This window comes from Pseudomonas sp. RW409, from assembly GCF_003184125.1.
GTDB lineage: Bacteria > Pseudomonadota > Gammaproteobacteria > Pseudomonadales > Pseudomonadaceae > Aquipseudomonas > Aquipseudomonas chlororaphis_I.
On the sequence record NZ_QHHP01000034.1, the window covers coordinates 382,452 to 407,060 of the forward strand.

At 59.7% G+C, this 24,609-nt stretch carries 29 protein-coding genes; 17 read left to right on the forward strand and 12 right to left on the reverse strand.

The genetic code is table 11. From position 1 onward, the window contains the following. The first annotated feature begins 500 nt into the window (after positions 1–500). From DK261_RS17950 to DK261_RS18000, 11 genes are all read left to right on the forward strand, one after another. Entirely contained in the window at positions 501–1,082 is a 582-nt protein-coding gene (locus DK261_RS17950; protein WP_081360955.1) for an STY4534 family ICE replication protein, read from the forward strand. A gap of 71 nt (positions 1,083–1,153) precedes the next feature. Next, positions 1,154–1,411: a hypothetical protein gene (locus tag DK261_RS17955; protein ID WP_081360954.1), complete on the forward strand. Its 258-nt coding sequence runs from the start codon at positions 1,154–1,156 to the stop codon at positions 1,409–1,411. Positions 1,412–1,511: 100 nt separating this feature from the next. Then, complete coding sequence (gene radC, locus DK261_RS17960; RefSeq protein WP_081360952.1) at positions 1,512–2,006, forward strand: DNA repair protein RadC; 495 nt, start codon at positions 1,512–1,514, stop codon at positions 2,004–2,006. Positions 2,007–2,057: 51 nt separating this feature from the next. Further along, a complete protein-coding gene (locus tag DK261_RS17965) occupies positions 2,058–2,804 on the forward strand; it encodes an ABC transporter substrate-binding protein (protein ID WP_081360950.1) in 747 nt (248 codons plus the stop codon). A 106-nt stretch (positions 2,805–2,910) separates the two neighbouring features. Beyond that, on the forward strand, positions 2,911–3,453 hold the full coding sequence (locus DK261_RS17970) for a PilL N-terminal domain-containing protein (protein ID WP_081360948.1): 543 nt from the start codon (positions 2,911–2,913) through the stop codon (positions 3,451–3,453). Then, the gene (locus DK261_RS17975) at positions 3,450–4,121 is read left to right on the forward strand and encodes a chemotaxis protein (protein ID WP_081360946.1); all 672 of its coding nucleotides are present in this window, start codon (positions 3,450–3,452) and stop codon (positions 4,119–4,121) included. Before DK261_RS17970 ends, DK261_RS17975 begins: the two co-directional genes overlap by 4 nt. A 9-nt stretch (positions 4,122–4,130) precedes the next feature. Further along, complete coding sequence (locus DK261_RS17980; protein WP_081360944.1) at positions 4,131–4,850, forward strand: TIGR03759 family integrating conjugative element protein; 720 nt, start codon at positions 4,131–4,133, stop codon at positions 4,848–4,850. Beyond that, positions 4,832–5,380 carry a lytic transglycosylase gene (locus tag DK261_RS17985; RefSeq protein ID WP_081360942.1) on the forward strand — a complete coding sequence of 183 codons (549 nt, stop codon included), beginning with the start codon at positions 4,832–4,834 and terminating at the stop codon, positions 5,378–5,380. The genes DK261_RS17980 and DK261_RS17985 overlap by 19 nt, the downstream gene beginning before the upstream one ends. Then, positions 5,377–5,892, forward strand: coding sequence for an integrating conjugative element protein (locus tag DK261_RS17990; protein ID WP_081360940.1), 516 nt, complete (start codon positions 5,377–5,379; stop codon positions 5,890–5,892). The genes DK261_RS17985 and DK261_RS17990 overlap by 4 nt, the downstream gene beginning before the upstream one ends. A 9-nt stretch (positions 5,893–5,901) precedes the next feature. Continuing rightward, positions 5,902–8,007 carry a type IV conjugative transfer system coupling protein TraD gene (traD, locus tag DK261_RS17995; protein ID WP_081360939.1) on the forward strand — a complete coding sequence of 702 codons (2,106 nt, stop codon included), beginning with the start codon at positions 5,902–5,904 and terminating at the stop codon, positions 8,005–8,007. Positions 8,008–8,097: 90 nt separating this feature from the next. Then, the gene (locus DK261_RS18000) at positions 8,098–8,829 is read left to right on the forward strand and encodes a TIGR03747 family integrating conjugative element membrane protein (RefSeq protein ID WP_081360937.1); all 732 of its coding nucleotides are present in this window, start codon (positions 8,098–8,100) and stop codon (positions 8,827–8,829) included. A 313-nt stretch (positions 8,830–9,142) separates the two neighbouring features. Here DK261_RS18000 and DK261_RS18005 read toward each other — a convergent pair whose 3' ends face one another. From DK261_RS18005 to nac, 12 genes are all read right to left on the reverse strand, one after another. Then, a complete protein-coding gene (locus DK261_RS18005) occupies positions 9,143–9,976 on the reverse strand; it encodes an ABC transporter substrate-binding protein (protein WP_081360935.1) in 834 nt (277 codons plus the stop codon). Positions 9,977–10,032: 56 nt separating this feature from the next. After that, positions 10,033–10,761 (reverse strand): amino acid ABC transporter ATP-binding protein, encoded by a 729-nt coding sequence (locus DK261_RS18010; protein ID WP_172834900.1) that lies wholly within the window; start codon positions 10,759–10,761, stop codon positions 10,033–10,035. Positions 10,762–10,784: 23 nt separating this feature from the next. Then, positions 10,785–11,528 (reverse strand): amino acid ABC transporter permease, encoded by a 744-nt coding sequence (locus DK261_RS18015; protein ID WP_081360934.1) that lies wholly within the window; start codon positions 11,526–11,528, stop codon positions 10,785–10,787. A 6-nt stretch (positions 11,529–11,534) separates the two neighbouring features. Beyond that, entirely contained in the window at positions 11,535–12,236 is a 702-nt protein-coding gene (locus DK261_RS18020) for an amino acid ABC transporter permease (RefSeq protein ID WP_081360932.1), read from the reverse strand. Positions 12,237–12,353: 117 nt separating this feature from the next. After that, on the reverse strand, positions 12,354–13,106 hold the full coding sequence (locus DK261_RS18025; protein WP_007935474.1) for an SDR family oxidoreductase: 753 nt from the start codon (positions 13,104–13,106) through the stop codon (positions 12,354–12,356). Between the two features lie 132 nt (positions 13,107–13,238). Further along, the gene (locus DK261_RS18030) at positions 13,239–14,006 is read right to left on the reverse strand and encodes a LamB/YcsF family protein (protein WP_081360930.1); all 768 of its coding nucleotides are present in this window, start codon (positions 14,004–14,006) and stop codon (positions 13,239–13,241) included. A gap of 16 nt (positions 14,007–14,022) precedes the next feature. Then, positions 14,023–14,427: a biotin/lipoyl-containing protein gene (locus tag DK261_RS18035; RefSeq protein ID WP_081360928.1), complete on the reverse strand. Its 405-nt coding sequence runs from the start codon at positions 14,425–14,427 to the stop codon at positions 14,023–14,025. Positions 14,428–14,439: 12 nt separating this feature from the next. Further along, positions 14,440–15,411 (reverse strand): biotin-dependent carboxyltransferase family protein, encoded by a 972-nt coding sequence (locus DK261_RS18040; protein WP_081360927.1) that lies wholly within the window; start codon positions 15,409–15,411, stop codon positions 14,440–14,442. Further along, a complete protein-coding gene (pxpB, locus tag DK261_RS18045; RefSeq protein ID WP_081360925.1) occupies positions 15,408–16,079 on the reverse strand; it encodes a 5-oxoprolinase subunit PxpB in 672 nt (223 codons plus the stop codon). Before pxpB ends, DK261_RS18040 begins: the two co-directional genes overlap by 4 nt. Beyond that, a complete protein-coding gene (accC, locus tag DK261_RS18050; protein WP_081360924.1) occupies positions 16,076–17,428 on the reverse strand; it encodes an acetyl-CoA carboxylase biotin carboxylase subunit in 1,353 nt (450 codons plus the stop codon). Before accC ends, pxpB begins: the two co-directional genes overlap by 4 nt. A 31-nt stretch (positions 17,429–17,459) precedes the next feature. After that, positions 17,460–17,888: an acetyl-CoA carboxylase biotin carboxyl carrier protein subunit gene (locus DK261_RS18055; RefSeq protein ID WP_081360922.1), complete on the reverse strand. Its 429-nt coding sequence runs from the start codon at positions 17,886–17,888 to the stop codon at positions 17,460–17,462. Between the two features lie 114 nt (positions 17,889–18,002). Next, positions 18,003–18,908 (reverse strand): nitrogen assimilation transcriptional regulator NAC, encoded by a 906-nt coding sequence (gene nac, locus DK261_RS18060; RefSeq protein WP_081363196.1) that lies wholly within the window; start codon positions 18,906–18,908, stop codon positions 18,003–18,005. 287 nt (positions 18,909–19,195) lie between these two features. On the opposite strand from nac, the gene DK261_RS18065 reads away from it, so the two are divergent. The 6 genes from DK261_RS18065 to DK261_RS18090 all read left to right on the forward strand — a co-directional run bounded on the left by DK261_RS18065 (position 19,196) and on the right by DK261_RS18090 (position 24,605). Next, the gene (locus DK261_RS18065) at positions 19,196–20,404 is read left to right on the forward strand and encodes an aspartate transaminase (RefSeq protein WP_081360921.1); all 1,209 of its coding nucleotides are present in this window, start codon (positions 19,196–19,198) and stop codon (positions 20,402–20,404) included. 10 nt (positions 20,405–20,414) lie between these two features. Continuing rightward, positions 20,415–21,959, forward strand: coding sequence for an MFS transporter (locus tag DK261_RS18070; RefSeq protein ID WP_081360919.1), 1,545 nt, complete (start codon positions 20,415–20,417; stop codon positions 21,957–21,959). A gap of 63 nt (positions 21,960–22,022) precedes the next feature. After that, the gene (locus tag DK261_RS18075) at positions 22,023–23,354 is read left to right on the forward strand and encodes an OprD family porin (RefSeq protein WP_081360918.1); all 1,332 of its coding nucleotides are present in this window, start codon (positions 22,023–22,025) and stop codon (positions 23,352–23,354) included. 290 nt (positions 23,355–23,644) lie between these two features. Beyond that, the gene (locus DK261_RS18080) at positions 23,645–23,980 is read left to right on the forward strand and encodes an RAQPRD family integrative conjugative element protein (RefSeq protein ID WP_081360916.1); all 336 of its coding nucleotides are present in this window, start codon (positions 23,645–23,647) and stop codon (positions 23,978–23,980) included. Next, entirely contained in the window at positions 23,977–24,216 is a 240-nt protein-coding gene (locus DK261_RS18085) for a TIGR03758 family integrating conjugative element protein (RefSeq protein WP_081360915.1), read from the forward strand. Before DK261_RS18080 ends, DK261_RS18085 begins: the two co-directional genes overlap by 4 nt. Before the next feature lie 17 nt (positions 24,217–24,233). Then, complete coding sequence (locus DK261_RS18090; RefSeq protein ID WP_081360913.1) at positions 24,234–24,605, forward strand: TIGR03745 family integrating conjugative element membrane protein; 372 nt, start codon at positions 24,234–24,236, stop codon at positions 24,603–24,605. Positions 24,606–24,609: the final 4 nt, after the last annotated feature.

Below are 24,609 nucleotides of genomic sequence, written 5' to 3' on the forward strand. Positions count from 1 at the left end.
TGTGACTGCGTAAGACCGTCAAAGGTGGCTTTTCTGTTCCTCGCCTGGCGCCTCGTCAGGCCTACTCTTCATTTTTTCATTCCAGTGACTGCTACCGTATTCCAGGCGTAAAAAATCGGGTTGCAGCGCCTTGACGCTCCCCTGTGACAGGCTTATATAAAGGGCGTGGTTCGCTGTCGTTGACAGCCCAGCCCAGGTAGCTTGAACCTTCAAGGCTACGCCACATTCGTGGTGGTTTACCCAAGTGCGATCAGCGTTCGGAAGCTCGCGCGATTACCGTTTCAGCGGTGATGAATGCCCACTACCCCATGCCTGCGGATCACCAGCGCAGACATTCATCTGCTGCACCGTTACTCCCCCAGACGCATCGTTCTGCTCGTCATCGGCTTGCCGGTGGAGAGTCGTTCATCGCTCAACTTCACCTTACCCACCCTGACGGGGGCTCACTTCCCCGTCAGGGACGGTGCGTCGCCGTTTTCCCTTGAAACAGGAGAACTACCATGGCCCACGCCAACCAATCCCAAGAAGCGACCACTTACTTCAATCTGCATACCGTCGGTATCGGCTACCTCAACCGTGTTCGTGAAGTACAAGTCCGCCGCGGCCAGCCATTCATGGCCTGCGATATCGCCGCCCTGCACGGTGCCTCCGATGCGGTCGAGTACACCCGCTTCGACTGTAAAGTCGCTGGGGGTGAAGCTGAACGTTTGATTCGTCTCTATATGGACGCCGTCAACGCCGAGAAAAAGGTCTTGTTGTCGTTCCGTATCGGCGATCTCTGGATCGATCCGTTTCTCTACGAGAAAGGCGATAAACAAGGCCAACCGGGCGCCAGTCTGAAAGGTCGTTTGTTGTTCATCGACTGGATCAAGGTCAACGGCACGTTCGAGTACAAAGCGCCCGCCAGGCAGGAAGCAACAGCACCTGCTGAGCAAGCGCCCACCAGTGAGTCATCCCCACCATCGGCTGATGCCGAAGTTGAGGAGAATGAAAACCCAACAGAAGCTCAGGTCGAACCTGAATCTTCACCCACTCCCCGCACGGCCCGCCGTGATGCCACCCGTACCGTTCAGTCCGCCTGAACAGTCCACGATGTTCCTCATCAAGGCGCTCCGTTGAGCGCCTTTTCTTCAATCCGCACAGGAGAATCCACATGGAGTCCTTCTGGCTTTGCGACGACTGCCTGTTCGCTGCTGCTTACGAGGACTACAGCACGTTATCGCTCTACGACACGACGGATGAGATCGAGAAACGCATCGCCGGTATCAATCATGGGCTAGTTCGGTTGCTGCCCATCAGTGCCGACTTCGATCCCGAAGCCGGTTGGGGAATAAGAGCCTTTTCCCCATTGCCCTGCGACAGTTGTGACTCCCCCCTACACGGTCAACGCCACCGATTCACTCGGCTGTAAACAGCGCGCCATCGGCTAACGCCCGCGACTCTATATCCACCTCGGGGACACCACTCCCCTCGGGCGTGCACCCCTGTTTGTTCCCTTCGGAGGTACCGCCATGAGCACCCAACTCACACTGATTGAAACCTCGGATTTCGAGACTGATCGTATCGTCCAAGAAAACCAGGTGATCGACGAAGCGCTGCATATTCTGGATCGTCGGCTGTTCGCCCGCGGCCCTAGCCTGACGTCGCCTGACTCTGTGGCCTCATACCTAAAACTGCACCTTGCACAACAAGAGCATGAAGTCTTCGGTGTAATTTTTCTCGATGCCAAGCACCGGGTGCTGGCGTTCGAAGTCCTCTTTCACGGCAGCATTGATGGCGCCAGCGTTTACCCCCGCCAAGTCGTTAAGCGCTCCCTAGCGCATAACGCTGCGGCCGCCATTTTTGTTCACAACCACCCCTCAGGGTGTACGGAACCCAGCCAAGCGGATCGCGTCTTGACCGCACGATTGAAAGAGGCCTTGGCCTTGATCGACGTGTGCGTACTAGATCACTTCATCGTGGGTGAAGGTCGTCCGCTCTCCCTTGCCGAATACGGCTGGCTTTAACCCTCACAGGCGTCTTCGGGCGCCTTGTTCATTTTCATCTGGAGAACGCTCATGAACCCCACACCCCAAGCCCCTGCTCTGCTGGCGGCCTCCAATCCATTTGCTCGCGGCTACGACGACCTTCATATCGAACGGCTGCTACTGATCACCTACGAAGACGACTGCCCTCCCTGCTTTCGCCCCGTACACGACTCACAGGCCCATCTGCCCGACGATGAGCTGCAGCTGTTCCCCTGCCTGTTCAATGACGATTTCGCCTTGATCAGCGAAGGCCAATTCATTCCGGAGGAGTTGGATGAACGCTACCCGTCCACCGGGCTGGTGCGCCAAGTGATCTACGCCGTGATAGGCGAAATGCTTAACGAGCGGTGTCACGTCGGCGACCTGTACTCCCTGGAAGAAGCCCAAGCCATGGTCCATCGCCTAAGCTTCGAAACGGGACACTACAGTCGAGCCTGGGAAATCAGTACCGCACACCTTCCTGAAGAAACGATGCTGTGTCTGGAGGAGTGGGTCAGTGACTCCGCGCTGAGGCAAACCGGCCTCTTGTTCGAGCTGTTCACATTGGCGGATTGCCACGGCATCGGTTGCAAACTGATCGGCACGCCATGGACGGACGAGAACTTGCTGAACATTGAGGGCAATGGTTATTCGAGCTTGAGACAAGAGCAGCTCGACGCCGGCACACCGGAAGCCTTGGTCAACGTACTGTATCTGGCGGCATTGGCGGATGTGCGATTGTTGATCTTCGACCCCGACGCTGTCGTCTTGGATGGGCTCGCCATTTTTGATGAATAGCAACACGTTCAGCTTTAACACGACCAGCTTTGAATCAACTTTCTCACTGAATCGCTCCTTCACCTCATGTCAGGTTCAGCACTGAATCTGACATGAGGTTTTTTCCATGGAGCGTTTTTTCACGCCTGTCTGCCTGCTGGGTTTGTTGAGCGCCTGCACCGCGCAAATCCCCACTCCATTGCCGGCCCATCCAGAGATCGACAGTGGCTCCAATCGGGCACAGCTTTCGAGGGGCACAGTCGAAGGAAAGCATCCGACAGAACTCCGCTATGGCCGCTATACGCTGGTCAGCACCAAACCCACCACGGAACAACGCGATCTTCTCGCTCAAATCATTGATGTGAGCATCCCGTCCAGCCTGAGTCCCTCGGTGCAGGATGCGTTGCAGTACGTATTGCAGCGCTCGGGCTATTCGCTCTGTCCAGTTTCCGCGTCGGTGAAGGTGCTTTTTACCCGGTCTCTGCCCGCAGCCCATTACCGGCTCGGCCCGATCTCTTTGCGCAGTGCGCTACAGGTGCTGGCTGGACCCGCCTGGCAACTCACGACCGATGAGGTCAGCCGTTCGGTCTGCTTCGAACAGCAGAAAACTAATGCCAGCGGCATGCTAATCACACCAGTCTCGCCCCATCAATCGGAGGCGCGTCAATGAAAGCCTCAACGTTTCAAACCCTCATCATTGGGCTGCTTTGCCTGACAGTCGCCGGTCTGAGCGGTGGTTTGTATAACCAGTATCAGCGTATGGCCGAGCTACAGAGCACGGACACCCAACGCCTACAAACTCTGGACTCCCTGCAACGTGATTCAAGCGCGCTGAAGGACGCACAAGAGAAGCTGCAGTACGCGCTGAAAGACCTGAAGCAGATGGTCGATACCGGTGAGCAACAGGCCAATACCCTCGATCCGATGCTGGATCAGTGGGCACAAGAAATACAGGAACTGCGCGACGGTCTGGCAGCCCGCGCCACCGCGGCGGACATGACTGCGCTACGAGCACGCCTTGAACAGGTCGAGCAGCAGCTCCTGGACCTCAGGACAAAGCCATCCTCACCACCACCGACGCCTTCCGCGACCAAACCGAAACAGACGGCTCGTCCTAAACCTCCCCCGCTCTCGCCACCGTTCTCAGTGTTGAGTGTCGAGTCCCGCGGGGGTGAGCGCTTTTTGGCAGTCGCACCTCCTGACAGTCGCTCGCTCAGGGATGTTCGTCTGCTGCATAGCGGCGAGCAGCTCGGCGCCTGGCACCTGAAAGTGCTGGAGCCAAACTCAGCTATCTTCGCGGTGGCCGCTCAGCCAGACCAGACCGTGCACCTCCCTTGAGAAGCGATCATGAACAAAGCGTTACTGCCCTCCGTCGCCTGTCTCGTTTCGCTACTAATCACCGGCGCTGCGATGGCTAACCCCATCACGACACAGTCACAGATCCAAGACACGCAGTCCGCTCCGCTGGGGCGCTCTCACTCTGAACAGGCGGCAAGCTGGGGGCTGACGGAGCAGGAGTGGACGCGCTTCGAACAGATCCAAGCCGGTCCACGCGGTTTCTGGAGCCCGAACCTCGATCCGCTGACCGCACTCGGAGTCGAGGCCCAGACCGACCAAGAGCGCCAGCGCTATGCCGAATTACAGGTAGCACTGGAAGCCAAACGCGCCGAACGCGAATTGGCCTACCAAAACGCTTACACCACGGCCTGGGCCAAGCTGTTTCCAGGGCTGCTGCCGATCCAGGGCATGGCATCCCCATCCCCTGCCAGCTCATCGCTCGTGCCGCGCCAGGCCCTGTTTGTGGAGGACCACTGCCCGGCGTGCACCGTTGAAGCGCAGCGTCTGCAAAGCAGTGATACGGCGTTCGATATCTACCTGGTGGGCAGCCAAGGCGAGGATGAACGCGTCCGTAGCTGGGCTCGGCAAGCAGACATCGACCCGACCAGAGTTCAACGCAGGCAGATCACCCTGAACCATGACCGTGGTCGCTGGTTCAGCCTGGGTGCCCCGGGGCCATTGCCTGCCACATTTCAACAGGTGAATGGACAATGGCAACGCCTCGACTAAGTGGTATTACGCTGATGTTTGCGGTGCTGGCGGCTCAGGCCGAGGAGCTTCCGCCGCCAGCCTACCAACTGGCGGCGCATGACGCCGACATCCCTTCTATGGTGCTGTTCGCGATTGCCTTGCAGGAGAGTGGTATCCGCGTCCGTGGTCGACTGCTGCCCTGGCCTTGGACCCTGAACATCGCCGGAACCCCCTACCGCTTCACCACTCGCCAGGCCGCCTGTCACGCCTTGCTCCAGGCGCTCGCCCGACATGACGCCAAGCGGGTCGATGTCGGACTCGGGCAAACCAACCTGGGTTACCACGGACAACGTTTTTCCAGTCCCTGCGAAGCCCTCGACCCCTATCGAAATCTCGCGGTGACCGCCGCGCTGTTGCAGAAGCATCACGCCGCCACCGGTGATTGGGTGTCGGCGGCCGGACGCTATCACCGCCCGGCAGGCGGCGCGCCGGCCGCGCGCTACCGCGCCGGCTTTTCCCGGCAACTCGCACGGCTGCTGACTTCCGTCGAACAAGGCACACCACCATGAAGCGAATATCCCTTACCTGTTATTGCATCCTGCTCGTGGCACCGTTCGCCCAGCCGCAATTGACCGTAGCCGGGGGTCAGCCTAGCGACTTCACTCGACCCCATTCTCAAGCTGCCAGGCCGCCCATAAACAACCAGATCCTGCCTGATCGGGCCATGCATGCGGACCTGTCCACGTTTGCCGATGAAGCCTGGATACTGCCCGTCCGCAGTTCTCGGTTGAGCCCCGGCCAGATCACGTCTCGCGCCCTGAACATGCCGGATTTGCGGCCATTCTTCCTGGTCGGTGAGGATCCCCAATCACTGATTTGGTTGCGTCAACGCGCGGCTGAACTGCAGGAAATGGGTGCGGCCGGCCTCGCCGTCGAAGTGGCCGATACTGAAGCCCTGACCCGAATTCGAGCAGCCGCTCCAGGCATCACCATCCTGCCGGTCAACGGCAACGACATCGCCACTCGCCTGCAGATTGAGCACTACCCCGTTTTGATCACTGCCATCTCACTGGAACAGTGAGTCCGGGCCATGGCCGAGCATGCGATGGAGTCCAAGCTCCGGCCAGCGGTGGAGCTGTACACCGTAGCGATCTGCATCGCCGCCGCGGTGCTGTGCGTGTACTCGCCCTGGGCTGTGGCCCTCTCACCCGAGATCGGTCTGGTTGCGGCGCTGGCCTATGCCCTGTTCGGCCTTATCCGGCTGCGACAAGCCTGGGAGGTGCTGCGTTATCGGCGCAATATCCGCCGGCTGCCCCGCTACGAACTGACCAGTCGGCAGATTCCGGTCAGCCGTAAGCGTTTGTTTATGGGGCGCGGCTTTCGCTGGACCCGCTTGCACACCCAGCGCTTGGTCGAGGCCCAGGATCCGGCGGTCGCTCACTATGTCGACCAACCGACTAGTTACCGCCTGGTCCGTGGACTCGAACGGCGCCTGGAGCATGCACCGTTTCCGCTCTCGACATTGGCCCGTGTCACCTCCTGGGACAGTGCCTTCAATCCGTTGCGCCCTTTGCCCCCGGTCGGTGGCTCGCCGCTGTTGCATGGGATCGAACCCAACGAAACGGAAGTCAGTCTGCCGCTGGGCGAACGGGTCGGACACACCCTGGTGCTCGGCACGACCCGCGTCGGCAAGACGCGGCTCGCCGAGGTGTATATCACCCAGGACATACACCGTGTCGAACACGAGGTAGTGATTGTCTTCGATCCGAAGGGCGATGCCGACCTGCTCAAGCGCATGTACGTCGAAGCCAAACGCGCTGGTCGGGAAAAGGAGTTTTATGTCTTCCATCTGGGCTGGCCAGAAATCTCCGCCCGCTACAACGCCGTGGGACGCTTCGGTCGCATCTCGGAAGTGGCGTCACGCATTGCTGGGCAACTCAGTGGCGAAGGGAACTCTGCGGCCTTCCGTGAGTTCGCCTGGCGTTTCGTCAACATCATCGCCCGCGCATTGATCGAGTTGGGTCGGCGTCCGGACTACCTGCAGATCCAGCGACATGTGGTCAACATCGATGCACTGTTCATCGAATACGCCCAGCAGTTTTTCGCCAAGACTGATCCGAAAGCGTGGGAAGTGATCGTCCAACTTGAAGGCAAGCTCACCGAGAAAAACATTCCCCGGCATATGATCGGGCGCGAAAAGCGCGTGGTGGCCATCGAGCAGTACCTGGCGATGAAGCGGGTATTTGATCCGGTACTGGACGGACTGCGCTCTGCAGTGCGGTATGACCGCACCTATTTCGACAAGATTGTCGCCTCGCTGCTGCCACTGCTGGAGAAACTCACCACCGGTAAGACCGCCCAGTTACTGGCCCCCAACTACACCGATCTGGATGACCCACGACCGATCTTCGACTGGATGCAGATCATCCGGAAACGCGGCATCGTCTACGTCGGCCTGGATGCACTGACCGATGCCGAGGTCGCCGCTGCCGTGGGCAACTCCATGTTCGCCGACCTGGTCTCGGTCGCCGGACACATCTACAAACACGGCATCGACCATGGCCTGCCCCTATCGGGCAACAACAGTGACAAGTTGCCGATCAACCTGCACGCCGATGAGTTCAACGAGTTGATGGGCGATGAATTCATCCCGCTGATCAATAAAGGCGGCGGTGCCGGTATCCAGGTAACCGCCTACACCCAGACCCTCAGCGATATCGAAGCGCGTATCGGCAACCGCGCCAAGGCTGGCCAGGTTATTGGCAATTTCAACACCCTGCAGATGCTGCGGGTGCGCGAAACCGCGACCGCGGAGCTACTCACCCAGCAGTTACCCAAGGTTAACGTGCTGACCAAGACCCTGGTGTCGGGTGCCACCGACACCTCCGATCCTGAGGCCAACACGGACTTCACCTCGTCCTCACAGGACCGGGTCAGCAGCACCAGTGTGCCGCTGATCGAGCCTGCGCATATCGTCAGTTTGCCCAAGGGGCAAATGTTCTCCTTCCAGGCCGGTGGGCAGCTCTGGAAAGTCCGCATGCCGTTGCCAAAACCCTCCAACGACGACGCCATGCCCAAGGACCTGCAGGAGCTCACCCAGCGAATGCGGGCCACCTACAACGCGCAGGCGGGGCAATGGTGGAGCGCCAGTGGTGGTGGCCCAACAACACACTTCGATCTGGATCAGGTGGGGTAGCCCGCCCCCGCCAAAGGTTCCGATCCAGCAAACACGTATTCGGCAGGCGTCGTGTCCACATCAACTCTGCAGCGCGCAATGGAGTGAACGATGGCGACTTCCGCCCAGAACACGCCACCACAACCGATCCAGCGCCCGGGATTAATCGTCTCGGCGATTGGCTTGGGTTTACGCATTATCGGTTTGCTGATCGCCTCGTTGCTGTTTTCGATCCTCATCGAGTTCGCCGGTTTGCTGTTGTTCTGGGGTGATCAGGGCTGGCTGCATAGTCAGGCCATGTTTACCAGTGAATTGGGCTGGCTCAGCAAGCACTTCAAATCTTCACTTCTCATCCAACAGCCTGGGCCGACGATTGTCCAGTGGCTGGATTTCCTCAATCAGTGGCTGCTGGTCAAGACTGGCTTCGCGGATTTTGCCCAGCAGGCGCGAGTGGCGAGTCAGGGCACCGGTTTCCGGAGCTTGATCAACCAGCTCTACGTGAGTATCGAGGACTTTGTACTGGCGGCGGTGTATGTCATCTTCACCTTCGTGGTGCGCCTGACCATTCTGGTCCTGGCCACGCCGCTGTTCTTGCTGGCCATGTTCACTGGTTTTGTCGATGGCTTGATGCGCCGTGACCTGCGCAAGTTTGGTGCTGGACGGGAAAGCAGCTTTGTTTATCACCGCGTCAAGCGAGCAGTGGTGCCACTGTTAGTCGTGCCCTGGATCATTTACTTATCTATCCCCTTTTCGCTTAACCCTATGGCTGTGTTTCTGCCTTGCGCCGTGTTACTTGGAGTGACAATGGCGATCACCGCCGCAACATTCAAAAAATATCTTTGACGGCTTCTAATCGGCATTCCAACGTATCGGTACTATGCAGTTTTTTAAGCTATCCGGGATCTTCTTGGCTATCTCTGCGCTCGAATAAAAGCTATGCCGATCACAAATCGTTGAGCTTAATCAGAGGAAGATTCTCGAAGGCTAATGGAGGGGCATAAAAAAACCGGAACCCTTATCAGATTCCGGCCTTCCCCGATGCGCAGGGATTAGTCAAATTTTTTAGTTAGACCACATAACAGACATTCATCGGGATTGAGTTTTCAAGTGGACAACTCATCGTTCAAGAAGATTTCCGCGCAACAACTCACCACGCTCAAGGCAAGGGATCGAACTTCAAACTGCTGAGGCTTTGCACCTTGTCCTCACGCACCATTTTGTAGGCAGTGTTCGGACCGATCCATCGGTCCCAGATCGCATCGATCTCCCCAGCCTTCTCCATCGATGCCAAGGATTCGTTGACTTTGGCGAGAAACGCCGGCTCATCCCGACGCATGCCGGCGCCAATGGGCTCAAGCGCCATCGGCTCCTTGGCCAGTGCCAGTTCGACGCCACTTTCCTTGGCCTGGCCGACCAGTTTCAACGCGGTCATGGTGTTGGTCACCAGACCCACAACCTTGTTTTGCTGCAAGGCCATGTAGGCCGAGCCGGTGTCCTGGAACGTCACCGGCGTAGCACCGGCCAGACGGATCGACTGCTCGGAGGTCGAGCCTTTGGTAGAACTGATGCGCTTGTCCTTGAAGAAGCTTTTCGGCTGATCGGCGTTGACTGCACGCACCACCAGGGTTTCCTTGGCGATGTAGTACGGGTCGCTGAACTGGATCTGTTCGGCGCGAGTCTTGGTGTAGGCCAGGTTGGCGAAGATCACGTCGACGCGGCCCATTTTCACCTCAGGAATCCGCGCTTCGACGGACAGCGGTTTGAGCTCCAGCTCGACGCCCATGGTCTTGGCCAAGGCCTTGCACAAATCGACGTCCATCCCGACCAGTTCACGGGTTTTCGGATCAGGGGCCGAGAACGGTGGCACGTCGGCGTACACCCCACAGCTCAATGACTTCTTGGCCATGATGTCGCTCAATTGATCGGCCTGCGCAACCGCAACAGCCAAAGGACCTAACGCCAGCGTGACAAACAGATGCTTCATACGCATGGAAAAACTCCGGGAATGGGAAAGTCGGATGGCAGAGTGAGCAAAACCGCTGCGGCTCAATGAGCGCGCAGGTCGGCAATAAAGCGTTGCGCGCGCGGGTGCGCGGGCTGATTGAAGAAGCTTTCGGGCGTGCTCTTTTCCAGAATCTGACCCGCGTCCATAAACCAGATGGTGTCGGCGACTTCACGGGCAAAGTTCATCTCGTGGGTCACGCACATCATGGTCATGCCTTCCTTGGCCAAGCCCTTCATCACACTCAGCACTTCGCCGACCATTTCCGGGTCCAGCGCACTGGTGGGTTCATCGAACAACATCACCGGCGGCTCCATCGCCAGCGCCCGGGCGATCGCCACCCGTTGCTGCTGACCACCGGAGAGCTGTGCCGGATAGGCGCCGGCCTTGTGCGCCAGCCCGACCCGATCCAGCAATTGCATGGCCTGCTGCTTGGCAGCCGAACCTTTCAGGTTGCGGATTTTGCTGGGTGCCAGGGTGATGTTTTCCAACACCGACAAATGCGGGAAAAGGTTGAAACTCTGGAACACAAAGCCCACCCGGCTGCGCAACCGATTGATGTGCGCATCGGTGCCGTGCACATCCTGGCCGTCGAACAGGATCTGACCCTCCTGAATGTCTTCCAGGCGATTGACCGTGCGGATCAACGTCGACTTGCCGGACCCTGACGGACCGCACAACACCACCACTTCACCGGGCTTCACCTCGGCGGTGATGTCGGTCAGTGCGTGGTACTCGCCGTACCATTTGTTGATATTCGAAAACATGATCATTGGATGCATGGGCGCAACCCTCTTCAATTATCGATGGCCAGCAAGGGGTCGGCGGCCACGGCCGGACCGCCGTTGCCCAGACGCTTGCGAGCGATACGGCGTTCCACCCAGCCAGCCAGATGGGTCAGGCCGAAACAGAGCAGGTAGTAGATGATCGCCAGGATGAAAAACACCTGGAACGGCTTGGTCAGCAACTGGTTGTTGACCTGGTTGGCGGCGAAGGTCACTTCCTGGACATTAATTACATAACCCAGCGAGGTTTCCTTGATGATCGAGATGAACTGGCTGATCAGACTCGGCAACGAGTTGTAGAGCGCTTGCGGCAAGATCACCCAGATCGTCGTGCGCAGATATCCGAGACCCAGCGCCCGGGAAGCTTCGTATTGGCCCGGTGGTAACGCCTGAATGCCGCCGCGAATGATTTCGCACAGGTAGGCGCTTTGGTAGATGACCAGGGTGCACAGCATCGTGACGAACCCGGTGATGTTGTGGCCGATCAGCAACGGGACCAGGAAGTAGGTCCAGAAAATCACCATCAGCAGCGGAATACCGCGCAGCACATAGACCCAGACCGTCGCTGCCCAGCGCAACCCGGTCCACGGGGAAACCCGGGCCAGTGCCAGCAGCAGCCCGAACGGGAACGCCAGCATCAGCGCCAGTGCCGCCAGAATCAGGGTACTGGCCAAGCCACCCAACGGGCCGTGCGGGTACTGACCGATCAGAAACAAAGTCCAGTTCTGCTGCACAATCGAAAAGAGATCGAACATCTTCGTCTACCTCGCCAGCGCTTTGTTGAAGCGTCGCGCCAATAGCGCGCCGAGCCCCATCAACAACAGTGAAAAGACCAGGTAAAACACCGTGGCGACCAGATAGGACTCGAACGTGCGGAAGGTGTAGTTCTCGACCTCGCGGGTGGCGTAGGTCAACTCGACCACACCGATGGCCATCGCCAGGCTGGTGTTCTTGAACAACAGCACCGTGTGATTGATCAGCGATGGCAGGCAATTACGCACGCCCTGCGGCAGGATCACATAGCGCATCGAGCGTACATACCCCAACCCGAGTGCCCGGGAGGCTTCGGCCTGCCCTGCCGGAATGGCGCGCAAACCGCTGCGGATGTCTTCACAGAAATACGCGGCCTGACACAGTCCCAGCGCAATCACCGAGAACAGGTATTCGGTGCTGTAGTTCGCCAGCCACAGCTGAGTGGATTCGCTCAACAAGGTCGGCACACCGAAGTACCAGAGCATCAATTGCACCAGCGTCGGCACGTTGCGGTGATAGGACACGTAACCGGCCACCAGACGATCAGCGAGCTTGTTGCCGGTCAGGCGCACGGTCACCAGCAACAGCGCCAGGGCCATTGCCAGCAGCCAGGCGAACAGCGCCAGTTGTAGTGTCGTTTCGATGCCCTTGACGATCAGCTCGGCATATTCGCCTTGCAGAACCGCGGCCAAATCGAAGTCATGCTTCATGGTCAATCCCTATCGGCATTGGGCTAGGGCAGAAATAAGTCGCCAGCGACAGGCGTGGCGTGGGTACGGCATGACGGATTGTTCCGTTCTTCTGGCAGGCGTCTTTCGCAGGGGAGCTCAGCCCTGGTAATCCTGCGGACGGGCTGTCGAAAGACCACCAGGCACTTGCAGGGTCGGGGTGATTTCCATGTGTCCGACGTTGACCGCAATCGGTGCGGCGATCGCAAACGCGATGGCGTCGGCGATGTCCTTGGCCTGTGGCAGCTCGAAACCTTCGACGAAGCGTTTGTAGGTTTCTTCGGAATCGCCGTGGACATGGGCGAAGATGTCAGTGGCCACTCGCCCTGGGCAGATCTCGGTGACCCGCACCCGCTTGCCAAAGGCATCGATGCGCAATTGCCGCGACAACATGCTCACGGCGGCTTTCGTCGCGTGGTACGTGGAGTTGCCGCCGAAGTTGTACGCGGCAGCAATCGAACTGATGTTGATGATGTGGCCGCAATCGCGCTCGACCATCCCCGGCAACGCCAGACGCGCCAGGTGCAATACCGCACGCAGGTTGACGTCGATCAGCAAGTCGATGCCTTCGGCGTCGGCCTTGAGAATCGAGCCCGGTTTGTCGACACCGGCGTTGTTCACCAGAATGTCGAACGGCTGGGTTTCGAACAGACGAGTCAGCCCGGCCAAGTCGGTGACGTCGATGGCATGAGCGATACAACCGGTTTTCGCGGCCAGTTCTTGCAGCTTGTCGGCGCTGCGGGCCAAGGCATGTACCTGTACGCCTTCCTGACACAGACGCTCGACGACAGCGGCGCCAATCCCGGAAGAGGCGCCGGTCACCAGCGCGGTTTTGTAATCTGAAAATGGCATGTATCTGTCCTCGTATTACGTGTGCGGATCACTCAGGTGATCGCGATGACTTCGACTCTATCCAGCCCTGAAGCCGTGGACCAAGACGGAATGACTGTGTGGCAATAAGCCCTGCTTATGCCCCTGCAACCGTTACGCCAACAGCTGCGAAATCGGTGTGATAGAACCGCCCGCCAGCTCGATTTCTCGACGGATGGTGCGGGCCAGTTCCACGGCGCCAGGCGTGTCGCCGTGCAACAGGATCGAATGCGCCGGCACCGCGATGTGCTTGCCATTCAGGCTGGTCACCGTGCCCTCCTCCAACAACTGTCGAACCCGTTGCAACACGGCCGCCGGTTCCTTGATCACCGAGCCGGGCACCTTGCGCGGCACCAGCAGGCAGTCATCGTCATAGGCGCGGTCGGCCAGAAACGTCGTGGCGACCCGCAGCCCACATTTGTCAGCGGCGTTTTCAATGGCCCGACTGCTCGATGAACTGATGATCAGCGTCGGATCAAACGCCGCCACCGCACAGACCAAGGGCTCTGCCAACGCCGAATCGGCGGCGACCATGTTGCCCAGGGCGCCGTGAAAGCTCATGTGCGTCATGCGATGGCCATTGACCGCCGCCATCCCGGCCAGTGCGCCGAGCTGATAAATCACGTAGGTCGCCAGTTCCTTGAGCTCGATGTTCATCTGCCGTCGGCCAAACCCCATCAAGTCGGGAAAACCCACATGGGCCCCCAGATCGATGCCGCCGGCCTTGGCCAGGCGCACGGTGTTGTCCATGATCAGCGGATCACCGGCATGAAAGCCGCACGCCACGTTGGCCGATGAAATCAGGCTCATCAACGCTTCATCCTCACCCATGCGCCACGGGCCGAAGCCCTCGCCCAGATCAGCGTTCAAATCAATCTTCATCACTTGCCCTCACTCTTCATGCTGCTTCCAGGCGCATGAACGCCTCGCCATAGCCGACGGTCGTGCCACACGTGGTCAAGACCGCCGCCAGCCGTCCGGCCTTCTGGCTGCGAATCGGCAACAGCAGATCGCCGACTTGAAGCAACGCCACCAGTTGCCCTTGCTCCACTCGACTGCCGACCGATGCCAGCACCTCGTTCTGTTGCGGATGCGTCAGCAACAACTGGCCGAGGACGGGGGTCTTCAACAGCCATTCATCTGTAACCTTTGGCACCATGGGTGTTGCGATTTGAATGGGTGCCGCGACTTCGTCAACACCTCGCTTAAGCAGCAAATGCAGCCCCGGACGACGAATTTCCGCACCAGCCAGGTGGGTCTCCTTGAGCCACACCGCCAACTGGCGGATTTCCTGATTTGTCATGTCTGAATGTCCTTAACGCGAGGCCAGCCCGTGAAGATCAACCAAGCGGCTGACCTCCGCGAGATAGCGCGAATTGTCTTCCAGGGCTGCGACAGCTTCGGCGTAACTGCACTCGATAAAGCGCACTTTGCTGCCAATCGGCGCCTGGCCCAGACGCCAGAGGTCGGCCTCGATCACCGTGCCGAATTTCGGGTAACCGCCGCTCGGTTGCGCATCGCGCATCTGAATGATCGGCTGGCCACCGTGGGGCACCTGAATCACGCCAGGGACGATGCCGTGGGAGCGGACTTCCATTGGCGTTTTGGGCAAGATCGGCGCGCCTTCGAGTCGGTAGCCGTAACGGTTGCTCTGGGTCGTGACCTTCCATTCTCCAGACCAGAATGCCGCCCGGGATTCCTCCAGAAAGCACTCGTATTGCGCCGCAGGCAGCACGCGCATGGCCGGCAATCCATCGAGTTGCAACGCCAGCGCCTGATTCGGGGATACCACGCCGAAATCCGTAGGCAGCGCACTCACGCCTGGACGCAACGCTGAAATCCGGTCGCCCTGCTGCAAGGCTCGCCCCTGCAAGCCACCGAATTCACCGCGTAATTGAGTGCTGCGCGAGCCGAGCACCGACGGCACGTCGACACCGCCGGCCAGACACAGGTAAGCGCGGCTGCCTGAAGTCGGAAAGCCAAGGCCAAGCACCTGACCTTCCCGCGCCTGCATCACCCAGGACGGTGGCAATGGCTGCCCGTCGAGGGTGGCTTCGCAAGCCGCACCGGTGACCGCGAAGGCGCAGTCCTGCGTAAACCGTACGTCGAACGGAAACAGCGGGATTTCAATGGCCGCCGCGTCCTCGGGATTGCCCAGCAACAGGTTGCCCAACGCCAGCGCCAAATGGTCCATCGCGCCGGAGGTGCCGACGCCGTAACCGAGGCTGCCGAACCGCCCGAAATCCTGCACGGTGGCCAGGGCAGTGGCCGATAAAATCTCGATCATCGAATGATCCTCTCGATACGCAAGCGCAACATATCGCCCGGTCGGAGCATGGCCGGAGGGTTTTGGGTCGGGTCAAAAAATGCCATCTCGGTGCGGCCGATGGTGTTCCAGCCGCTGGGGCCGGCGGAGGCGGACACACCGGTCTGTACCCCGCCAATCGACACCGAGCCGGCGGCAATGCTGATCACCGGCACCTGGCGTCGAGGCGTGGCCAAGCGCGAATCCATGCCGCCGAGGTAGCAATAACCCGGGTGGCTGCCCAAGGCGTACACCGGGTACAACGGCTCGCAATGCAGGTTGGCGATGGTCTCGATGTCGAGCCCGGTGTGCGCCACCACGTCATTCATGTGTGGGCCGAATTCGCCGCCGTAGACCACCGGCAGTTCAACGATGCGCCCCTCCAGTGGCAACGGCTGACTGGTTTCCCAGGCCTCCAGCAGTCGCTCGCACAACCGATCGAGGTCTCGCGGCGGCTTGATAAAAGTCAGCATCAAGTTGTTCATGCCGGGGACTGCTTCGTGGATCTCGGCCCATTCCCCAGCCTGCAACGCCAGGCTCCAGATGCGTTGTTGCGACGCCAGATCGAGCTCGCCCGGCGCCTCGAACAATAGAGCGGTCGAGCCGAGCAGGCTGATATGCGGACGCAGCGATACAGAAGCAATACTCATGTCGGACTCCGTAGTTGCAACCAGCGCTCCAGGTGATGAATGTCTACGCCACCAGCGCAGAACGCCGGGTCGTCGAGAATGTCGCGGTGCAAGGGAACATTGGTCGAGATGCCTTCGACGACCAGTTCACTCAAGGCCAGGCGCATCCGCGCCATCGCCTCTTCGCGCGTCGCGCCGTGGGTGATGACCTTGGCCACCATCGAGTCGTAGTACGGCGGCACCCGGTAACCGGTGGTGACGTGGGAGTCGACCCGCACACCAAAGCCACCGGGGACTTCCCAGCGCTGAATCAGTCCCGGCGTCGGCATAAACGTGATTGGGTCTTCGGCGTTGATCCGGCATTCCAGCGAGTGGCCGTTGAGTTGCACGTCCTGCTGGCGCAGCTCAAGCACTTCGCCGCGAGCCATGCGCAATTGCTGCTGGACGATGTCGATGCCGGTGGTCATCTCCGTCACCGGGTGTTCGACTTGCAGCCGGGTGTTCATCTCGATAAAGAAGAACTCACCGTCCTCATACAGAAATTCGAAAGTACCGACGCCGCGATAGCCGATCTGCCGGCAGGCCGCCGCACAGCGTTCACCGACCTTGGCGATCAACTCAGGATCGATGCCTGGCGCCGGCGCTTCTTCCAGGACTTTCTGGTGCCGGCGTTGCAACGAGCAATCGCGGCAACCGAGCCAGATCGCGTGGCCGTGGGCATCGCATAACACCTGGATTTCCACATGCCGGGGATGGCCGAGAAACTTCTCGATGTAGAGTTCCGGATTACCGAAGGCCAGCCGCGCTTCTTCACGGGTCAGGGCGATGGCGTCGAGCAATTCGCCCTCTTCTTTCACCACGCGCATGCCACGCCCACCACCACCGCCAGCGGCTTTGACGATCACCGGGTAACCGATTTCACGGGCAATCGCCTGGATGCTGGCATCGTCAGTCGGCATCACCGAATCCGGCCCTGGCACGCAGGGCACGCCGGCTTCACGCATTGCCCGTTTAGCCGCGACCTTGTCGCCCATGGTGCGAATGCACGCCGCGCTCGGCCCGATAAAGGTCAGGCCGGCGGCTTCGATGCGCTCGGCGAACCCGGCGTTCTCCGACAAAAAACCGTAACCCGGATGGATCGCCTGGGCGCCGCTGACCTTGGCCGCGAACAGCAGCGCTGCCTGGTTCAGATAACTCTGGCTAGGTGATGCAGGCCCGATGCACAGGGCCTGATCGGCGTTTTGCACATACTGCGCGTGGCGATCCGCCTCGGAGTGCACGACCACGGTTTGTATCCCCAGGCCATGGCAGGCACGCTGAATGCGCAGGGCGATTTCGCCACGGTTGGCGATCAGCACTTTGTCGAACATTGAATTCACCTGAAAACGTAAGAGCGTGGGATCAACCGAGTCGGAACAACGACTGACCGGCTTCGACTTCGACGCCACTCTGGGCAAGGATCGCGCTGATTCGGCCGGCGGTTTTGGCCTTGACCGGGTGGAACATTTTCATCGCTTCGAGGACCGCCAGGGTTTGTCCCGCTTCAACTTGATCGCCGACAACCACGAAGGGTGGCTCCCCGGCGGCTGGCGTCAGATGCAGCACGCCGTAAAGGCTGGCCTTGATCTCCGTGGCCGTCACCGACGGGATCGCCACCTTCGCTGATTGCTCGGTGGGTAACGGCAATGGATCGGCCTGCGCCTCGGTTGCCACGACTGTTCCAGCCTGCTTGAAAAGACGAATCGTACTGTCGCCTTCGGTCAGACTCAGTTCGAGCAGATCGGATTCGGCGAGCAAATCGATCAACCCCTTGATGCGTTCTGAATCCATGCGAGGGCCCCTGCCTGTCGAGCGTGTCTGAGTGGATGGGGTCAATGTAGCGAGCCCGCCGAAAGACGACCAAGACGCTTTGGCTTTGGGGTGATAAGCCGTCCTTATGACCACTCAGATCAGGCTGCCGCGCATCTCGGCGACCAGTTCCAGCAGGATCGCCTTGACCGCCTGGGCCGGCACCGACAGCGGCAAGTGCCCGGATAGACACAAGGCCAGTGGCGCCTCGACCTCGGGCTCGACAATTCGACACATGTGCACCGAGGTGGCGGCGACCATCACCCGTGCCGAGGATTCGGGCAGGATCGTCGAACCGAAATGCTCGGCGACCGCAGCGGTCAGGGTGATCGAAGATTCGATTTCAGCCACCACCCTTGCGCTCAAGCCGATGCGCAGGAAGGCTTCATCTACCAGTCGACGCATGACGTTGTAGGGACGCGGCAGGAGCATGTCCATGTCCGCCAGGTCAGCCAGAGGGATCTCGTCGAGAGCGCTGACAGCAGGGTCGGCACTCACCAGATAGAGGTGCTCGCGCAGCAGCGAGACGAAGCTCAAGCCATGGACTTCACGCCCGCCATAGAGCACGGCCATGTCCATCCGGCCGTTCATGATCAACTCGCTCAAGGTGGTGCCGAAGTTTTCATTGAGGTACAGCAGAATGCCCGGATGACGCTCGCGCACCCTGCGCAACAGCGGCAGGGACAGCGTCGATGCGGCGGTGCCTGGCGCCAGGCCGACCGACACTTGCCCGGACAAGGCCTGCCCCGTGGCATTGATGTCACTCTGAGCTTGTTCACACTGGCGCAGAATGATTTGCGCATGGCCATAGAGCACCTTGCCTGCCTCGGTCGGGGTGACGCCGCGTTTGGTCCGAATCAGCAATTGTTGCTGCAGTTCCGCTTCCAGCGTGGCCAGTTGCTGACTGAGAGCCGGTTGTGCGACATGCAGCACATCGGCGGCCTGGGTCATGCTGCCGATATCGACGAGTTTTACGAAATACTTCAAACGACGCAGGTTCACGGTGGCGATGCTCTTGCTCAACAAAGGGGGGCTGCCCATAAGCTTTAGCAAGAGCCAGGCCAGCCCTTCTGTGTCTCAACCATAAGCCTTTGCTATGGCTTGATCGTTGCTGGCGGCGTTGATACCCGCCAAGGGCATACAGGCCTGGACGCACCGTATTAGTGCAAGCACTGTTCAGTTCCAGCCATAAGCGATGCCTATCCGACCAGAACGATCTCGTCTTATGGCTACCCGGGTAGCGACTCGTACTGTAGGGCCTCGTCAACGCCATCAACGAGGAACGACACGTGACCGCCTCCCGCATCGCCGCCCGTGTGCAACGTATCAAACCATCGCCCAGCAGCGCCGCTTCCGATCGTGCGAACGAACTGCGCCGGCAGGGCAAGTCCATCATCAATCTGGTCGTCGGCGAGCCGGACTTCGATACCCCGGTGCACATTCGGCAAGCGGCCAGCGCCGCCATTGAGCGCGGCGAAACCCGTTACACGCAAAATGCCGGCACCCCGGAGCTGCGCCAGGCCATCGTCGCCAAACTGGCCCGAGAAAACGGCCTGACCTACGGTGCGAATCAGATCCTGGTCACCAGCGGTGCGAAGAGCGCGATCTTCAATGCCTTCGCCGCCACCCTCGGCGCGGGCGATGAAGTGCTGATTCCAGCGCCGTACTGGGTGTCGTACCCAGATATGGTGCTGGCCTGCGAAGGTGAACCCGTCACCCTCGCTTGCCCGGAAGAACACGCCTTTAAGCTGACCCCGGCGCAACTGCGCGGCGCGATCACCGAGCGCACTCGCTGGCTGCTGCTCAATTCGCCGAGCAACCCGACTGGCGCCAGCTACAGCGCCACCGAACTGCGCGCCCTGGCCGATGTACTGTTGGATTATCCGCAGGTGTTGCTGATGACCGACGACATCTACGAACACATCCGCTACGAAGGCCTGGACAACCCGCACATCCTCGCCATCGAATCGGCATTGACCGAGCGCACCCTGGTGGTCAACGGCGTGTCCAAGACCTATGCCATGACCGGCTGGCGTATCGGCTACGCCGCAGGCCCGGTCGACCTGATCGCTGCCATGGCGACCCTGCAATCGCAATCGACCAGCAATGCCTGTTCGGTCAGCCAGGCCGCAGCCGTGGAAGCACTCAATGGCGACCAGACGTTCGTCAAGGAAAGCGTGGCGGTCTACCAGCAACGCCGTGATCGTTGCCTGGACCTGCTCAACGCTATTGATGGCCTGAGTTGCCGCAAGCCCGACGGTGCGTTCTACCTCTATGTGAACTGCTCAGGTTTGCTCGGCAAAACCACGGCCCAGGGCAAGCAGTTGGACAGCGACTACGACGTGGTCATGTACCTGCTGGAAAGCCAGGGTGTGGCCGTGGTGGCAGGCACCGCATATGGCCTGGCGCCGTTCTTCCGGATGTCGATTGCCACCGACATCAAGACCCTCGACGAAGGTTGCTCGCGTATTGCTGCTGCCGTTGCGGCCTTGAGCTGAGGAGCCGGCGATGAGCGTGGCTACCCACCCGCCCCTGCGCTTTCGGCAAGCGCTGCTGGCGATGCTCGGCATCTCGCTGGTGCTGATGCTTTCGGCGCTCGACCAGACGGTAATCGGCAACGCCTTGCCGAGCATCGTCGCCGAGCTCAAGGGGTTTGAGCTTTACGCGTGGGTAGCCACGGGGTACATGCTGGCGTCCATCGTCACCATCCCGATTTTCGGCCGACTGGGCGATTACTACGGACGCAAACCCTTCGTCATCGCCGCCACCGTGATCTTCACCTTGGCATCGCTGGTCTGCGCCATGGCCAACGACATGCTGTGGCTGGTGATCGGTCGCGCCTTGCAGGGCATCGGCGGCGGCATGCTGATCGGCACCGCGTTCGCCTGCATCCCGGAACTGTTTCCCGACACCCGCCAACGCCTGCGCTGGCAGATGTTGCTCAGTGCCTTGTTCAGTGTGGTCAACGCCATCGGGCCAGGGCTGGGCGGTTATCTGACCGGGGCCTACGGTTGGCGTTCGGTGTTCTATATCAATCTGCCGCTGGGTTGCCTGGCGCTGTTTTTTGCCTGGCGCTATCTGCCGTATTACCGCCCGCAGCAGCGCGCAAAAATCAGCCTCGACTGGCCCGGCGCATTATTGATTGCCCTGGCGCTGGGCAGCCTGCAGGTGTTCGTCGAATGGCTGGGCCATTCCAGTCTGATGCTGAGCGCGGCGCTGGGACTGAGTTGCATCGCGGCGACCGTTGCCCTTTGGCATTGGGAACGGCGCTGCCAACACGCGCTGCTGCCGGCGGCGTTACTTGGATTGCCGAGCATGCGCCTGTTGTTCCTGCTGTCGATGGCGGCCGGGGCGATCATGTTTTCGTTGTTGTTCTACCTGCCGCTGTTACTGCAAGGCAGCTACGGCTACTCCCCGCAAGACGCCGGCCTGTTGATTACGCCGCTGGCGTTGAGCATCACCCTGGGCGCCATCGTCAACAGTCGCATCGTCACCCGTTTGCGTAATCCAAACCTGTTGCCACTGGGTGGTTTTGTCGCGCTGCTGCTGGCTTGCCTTGGGCTGGCCTTCGCCGGACGCGGTGCTTCGTTCAATGCGCTACTCGGCTTGATCCTGCTGGCGGGGCTTGGCCTGGGTTTCATCCTGCTGAACCTGACGGTCTTCACCCAGACCCTCGCCGAGCGTCAATTCCTGGGGATCGCCACAGCGCTGACCCAATCGCTGCGTCTGGTCGGTGGTTTGCTGGGAACGGCGGGAATGGGAGTGTTGGTCAACCTGATGTACAGCGCCAACCTGCAACGACTTTTCATTGCCCAAGGGCACCTCGACGGACTGGTGTTGTACGCCGACCCGCAGGTCCTGTTACGCCCCGACGCCGCCCTGCTCGAACACCCGCAATGGCTGAACCTGGCCCGTGATGCACTGGCCCAATCAGTGGGCGTCGGCCTGCTGCTGTGCACCGGTCTCGGCGTGTTGGCGTTGTTCATCCTGTACCGCTTGCCGCCCGTGAAACTGAACGTTTCACCGGTCATCGTCGCTCCTGAAAAACAATAAAAACTTCTACTGCCGCTTTTGACTGCCTCTCACAACATTCGACAACTCATGGGGATGACTCCGATGGAGCTTTTCAATCGCGCACCTAAAGTAGTGGCCGGCATTTGCGGCCTGATTATCGCTCAACAGGGTTACGCAGCCGGTCTGGTGGAGGACAGCAAGCTCAGCGTGCTGGCCCGTAACTTTTTCAGTAATGCCGACAACCGCAGCGGCGCGGCCGACCCCAACTACACACAGGAATGGGGTCAGGGTTTCATCGCCAACTTTCAGTCCGGCTTTACTCAGGGTACCGTCGGTTTCGGCGTGGATGCGATTGGCATGTTCGGGGTGCGGCTGGACTCTGGCAAAGGTCGGCACTACAACCCGCAGAGTACTGCTTTCAACGGCAATATCTTCCCGACCGACAGCGACGGCCGTGCCGTGGATGAGTTCGGCAGCCTGGGCCTGACGGCCAAGGCGAAGTTCTCCAACACCGAACTGAAATACGGCACGCTGGTGCCGATGTTGCCGGTGGTGATGTCCACCGACCGCATGCTGCAACAAACCTTCAATGGAGGGCAGATTCAGTCCAAGGACCTGGAAAACTTCACCTTCACCCTCGGCCAGTTGGAGCACGTCAAAGGTCGCGGTTCGAGCAACCAGATGGGCATGTCGATTCCCGGAGCCAACAACGCGCAGACGGGCGAGTTCGTCAACAAGTTCTATTACGGCGGCGTGGACTACAAAGCGACCAAAGACCTGACGTTGCAGTACTACTACGGCAACCTGCAGGACTTTTATAAACAGAATTTCCTGGGCCTGAAATACGACTGGCAAGTCGGCCCCGGCACCCTGCGCACCGATCTGCGTCACTTCGACAACCGTTCCGATGGCGCCAACGGGCATGACCCGGATTTCTACACCTTCGGCTACTACGGCAATGGCGTCACCAAAGGCAAAGTCGACAGTCGCCTGGACAGCGCACAATTCACCTATCTGGTGAACGGCCACACCTTTGCCGCCGGCCTGCAACAAGTCAGCGGCGACAGTGACGCGGTCTGGTTGAACCAGGGTGACGGTTCCACCGCTTACTTCATGACGGAATCGATGATCGGCAAGTTCCAGCGCGCCGGAGAAACCACTTGGCAGGTTCGCTATGGCTATGATTTCGCCAGGGTCGGCGTGCCGGGCCTGAGCTTCCTGGGCATGTACGAAAGCGGCTCGAACATCCGCACCCCGACAGGCGACAAGAGCGAGTGGGAACGTAACCTGACGGTGAGCTATGTCATTCAGCAAGGGCCGCTGAAGGACTTGAGCATCGCCCTGCGTCATGCCTCGTTGCGTACTGAAGTGTCGACACAACGCGATAGCGACGAGCATCGGGTGATCGTCAGCTACCCGCTGAACATTCTGTAAGGCAATGAAACCCGGCGTAAACGCCGGGTTTCGGCTCCTTCTTTATGCTCATCGCTCCGACCAACTCTCATTTGAGGAACACCTGAGCATCATCGTCAACCCGTATTTATCTGGTTCAATTCAACTGAGCACGAATAGAGGTTGCCCAAAAACACAATGCCAGATCACAACAATTTTCAACTCCTGCAGTGAACTGACCGAAGAAAAGCGACTCCTCACGTCTCGCTTTTCTTACTGCTATCCCCACCCTTTAACTTGATTCTGACTCCATATCACTATGGACCAGCATCATGCCAACTACCGTCTTTCGCTGCTTGTTGCTACTTTCGCTAGCTATCGTCCATGGCAGTAGCTATGCCGCATCGGCTGATGAGCATGTACAGCTAAGCCTGGTCCAACAGCAACTCGACACTATCGAACGCCTTGCGTCACGAGCTAAGACAGCCAGCACGGCTGAGTCAAACGAACGCTATCGCTTCGACTACCCCCAATTGCTCAAAGACATCCAACGCATTCGCCAAGGCGTACGAGGCTACCTGTCCCCTTCCCGCGCTCAACCCCGTGATCCTGGTGAGCTGGTGGGTGGTTACCGCCTCGACACTCCGCCTGCGGAGCCCTCGCCATGAGCATGACCGACTCCCAGACCGCTGCCTTCCAAAACGCCTCCGGCTTCTCGGCACAGAGCAGTTCGACGCTCTGGCTGTCCCTGGTTCTCGTCCTGACTTTGCTTTGGTGTGCCTGGGTGATGTGGACGGCTTACCGAGGGTGGGCGGCCGGCAGCGTGCGCTTCGGTACGCTTGGCGGAAGTACCGCACGCGTACTACTCACCTTGCTGGTTTTGATGTTCTTCACCCTGTCCTAACTCCGGAGATCGCCGTCATGCTCAAGTGCCTTGTCCCCTTGAAAAACAACCTAAGTGATCGTGCCAGCCAACGCTTGATCGGACTGCTGCTGGTGCTCGGTCCAAGCCTGGCTTTTGCCGAACTCCCGACTATGGAAGCCCCTTCGCGCGGCGAAGGATCCGGCTTGATCGAGACGATTAAAAACTACGCCTACGACGGCGGCATCCTTCTCGGTCTGCTGATAGCCCTGCTCGCTTTCTTGGGGGTGGCCTGGCACTCGTTGACCGTGTACGCCGACGTGCAAAACCAGCGCAAGACCTGGAAGGACCTCGGCGCCGTGGTCGGCATCGGAGCCCTGTTGGTGGTGATCATCATCTGGTTTCTGACCAAGGCTGCCGCGATTCTGTGAGGTC

Coding starts and splice junctions, on each gene's coding strand:
- DK261_RS17980 (WP_081360944.1), top strand. CDS start 4,131: ATGAACAAAGCGTTACTGCCCTCCGTCGCCTGTCTCGTTTCGCTACTA.
- DK261_RS17970 (WP_081360948.1), top strand. CDS start 2,911: ATGGAGCGTTTTTTCACGCCTGTCTGCCTGCTGGGTTTGTTGAGCGCC.
- DK261_RS18070 (WP_081360919.1), top strand. CDS start 20,415: ATGAGCGTGGCTACCCACCCGCCCCTGCGCTTTCGGCAAGCGCTGCTG.
- DK261_RS18080 (WP_081360916.1), top strand. CDS start 23,645: ATGCCAACTACCGTCTTTCGCTGCTTGTTGCTACTTTCGCTAGCTATC.
- DK261_RS17965 (WP_081360950.1), top strand. CDS start 2,058: ATGAACCCCACACCCCAAGCCCCTGCTCTGCTGGCGGCCTCCAATCCA.
- DK261_RS18090 (WP_081360913.1), top strand. CDS start 24,234: ATGCTCAAGTGCCTTGTCCCCTTGAAAAACAACCTAAGTGATCGTGCC.
- DK261_RS17985 (WP_081360942.1), top strand. CDS start 4,832: ATGGCAACGCCTCGACTAAGTGGTATTACGCTGATGTTTGCGGTGCTG.
- DK261_RS18030 (WP_081360930.1), bottom strand. CDS start 14,006: ATGAAGATTGATTTGAACGCTGATCTGGGCGAGGGCTTCGGCCCGTGG.
- DK261_RS18015 (WP_081360934.1), bottom strand. CDS start 11,528: ATGTTCGATCTCTTTTCGATTGTGCAGCAGAACTGGACTTTGTTTCTG.
- DK261_RS18035 (WP_081360928.1), bottom strand. CDS start 14,427: ATGACAAATCAGGAAATCCGCCAGTTGGCGGTGTGGCTCAAGGAGACC.
- radC (WP_081360952.1), top strand. CDS start 1,512: ATGAGCACCCAACTCACACTGATTGAAACCTCGGATTTCGAGACTGAT.
- DK261_RS17990 (WP_081360940.1), top strand. CDS start 5,377: ATGAAGCGAATATCCCTTACCTGTTATTGCATCCTGCTCGTGGCACCG.
- DK261_RS18075 (WP_081360918.1), top strand. CDS start 22,023: ATGGAGCTTTTCAATCGCGCACCTAAAGTAGTGGCCGGCATTTGCGGC.
- DK261_RS18020 (WP_081360932.1), bottom strand. CDS start 12,236: ATGAAGCATGACTTCGATTTGGCCGCGGTTCTGCAAGGCGAATATGCC.
- accC (WP_081360924.1), bottom strand. CDS start 17,428: ATGTTCGACAAAGTGCTGATCGCCAACCGTGGCGAAATCGCCCTGCGC.
- DK261_RS18000 (WP_081360937.1), top strand. CDS start 8,098: ATGGCGACTTCCGCCCAGAACACGCCACCACAACCGATCCAGCGCCCG.
- DK261_RS18040 (WP_081360927.1), bottom strand. CDS start 15,411: ATGATCGAGATTTTATCGGCCACTGCCCTGGCCACCGTGCAGGATTTC.
- DK261_RS17950 (WP_081360955.1), top strand. CDS start 501: ATGGCCCACGCCAACCAATCCCAAGAAGCGACCACTTACTTCAATCTG.
- DK261_RS18025 (WP_007935474.1), bottom strand. CDS start 13,106: ATGCCATTTTCAGATTACAAAACCGCGCTGGTGACCGGCGCCTCTTCC.
- DK261_RS18010 (WP_172834900.1), bottom strand. CDS start 10,761: ATGATCATGTTTTCGAATATCAACAAATGGTACGGCGAGTACCACGCA.
- pxpB (WP_081360925.1), bottom strand. CDS start 16,079: ATGAGTATTGCTTCTGTATCGCTGCGTCCGCATATCAGCCTGCTCGGC.
- DK261_RS18055 (WP_081360922.1), bottom strand. CDS start 17,888: ATGGATTCAGAACGCATCAAGGGGTTGATCGATTTGCTCGCCGAATCC.
- DK261_RS17955 (WP_081360954.1), top strand. CDS start 1,154: ATGGAGTCCTTCTGGCTTTGCGACGACTGCCTGTTCGCTGCTGCTTAC.
- traD (WP_081360939.1), top strand. CDS start 5,902: ATGGCCGAGCATGCGATGGAGTCCAAGCTCCGGCCAGCGGTGGAGCTG.
- DK261_RS18085 (WP_081360915.1), top strand. CDS start 23,977: ATGAGCATGACCGACTCCCAGACCGCTGCCTTCCAAAACGCCTCCGGC.
- DK261_RS18005 (WP_081360935.1), bottom strand. CDS start 9,976: ATGCGTATGAAGCATCTGTTTGTCACGCTGGCGTTAGGTCCTTTGGCT.
- DK261_RS17975 (WP_081360946.1), top strand. CDS start 3,450: ATGAAAGCCTCAACGTTTCAAACCCTCATCATTGGGCTGCTTTGCCTG.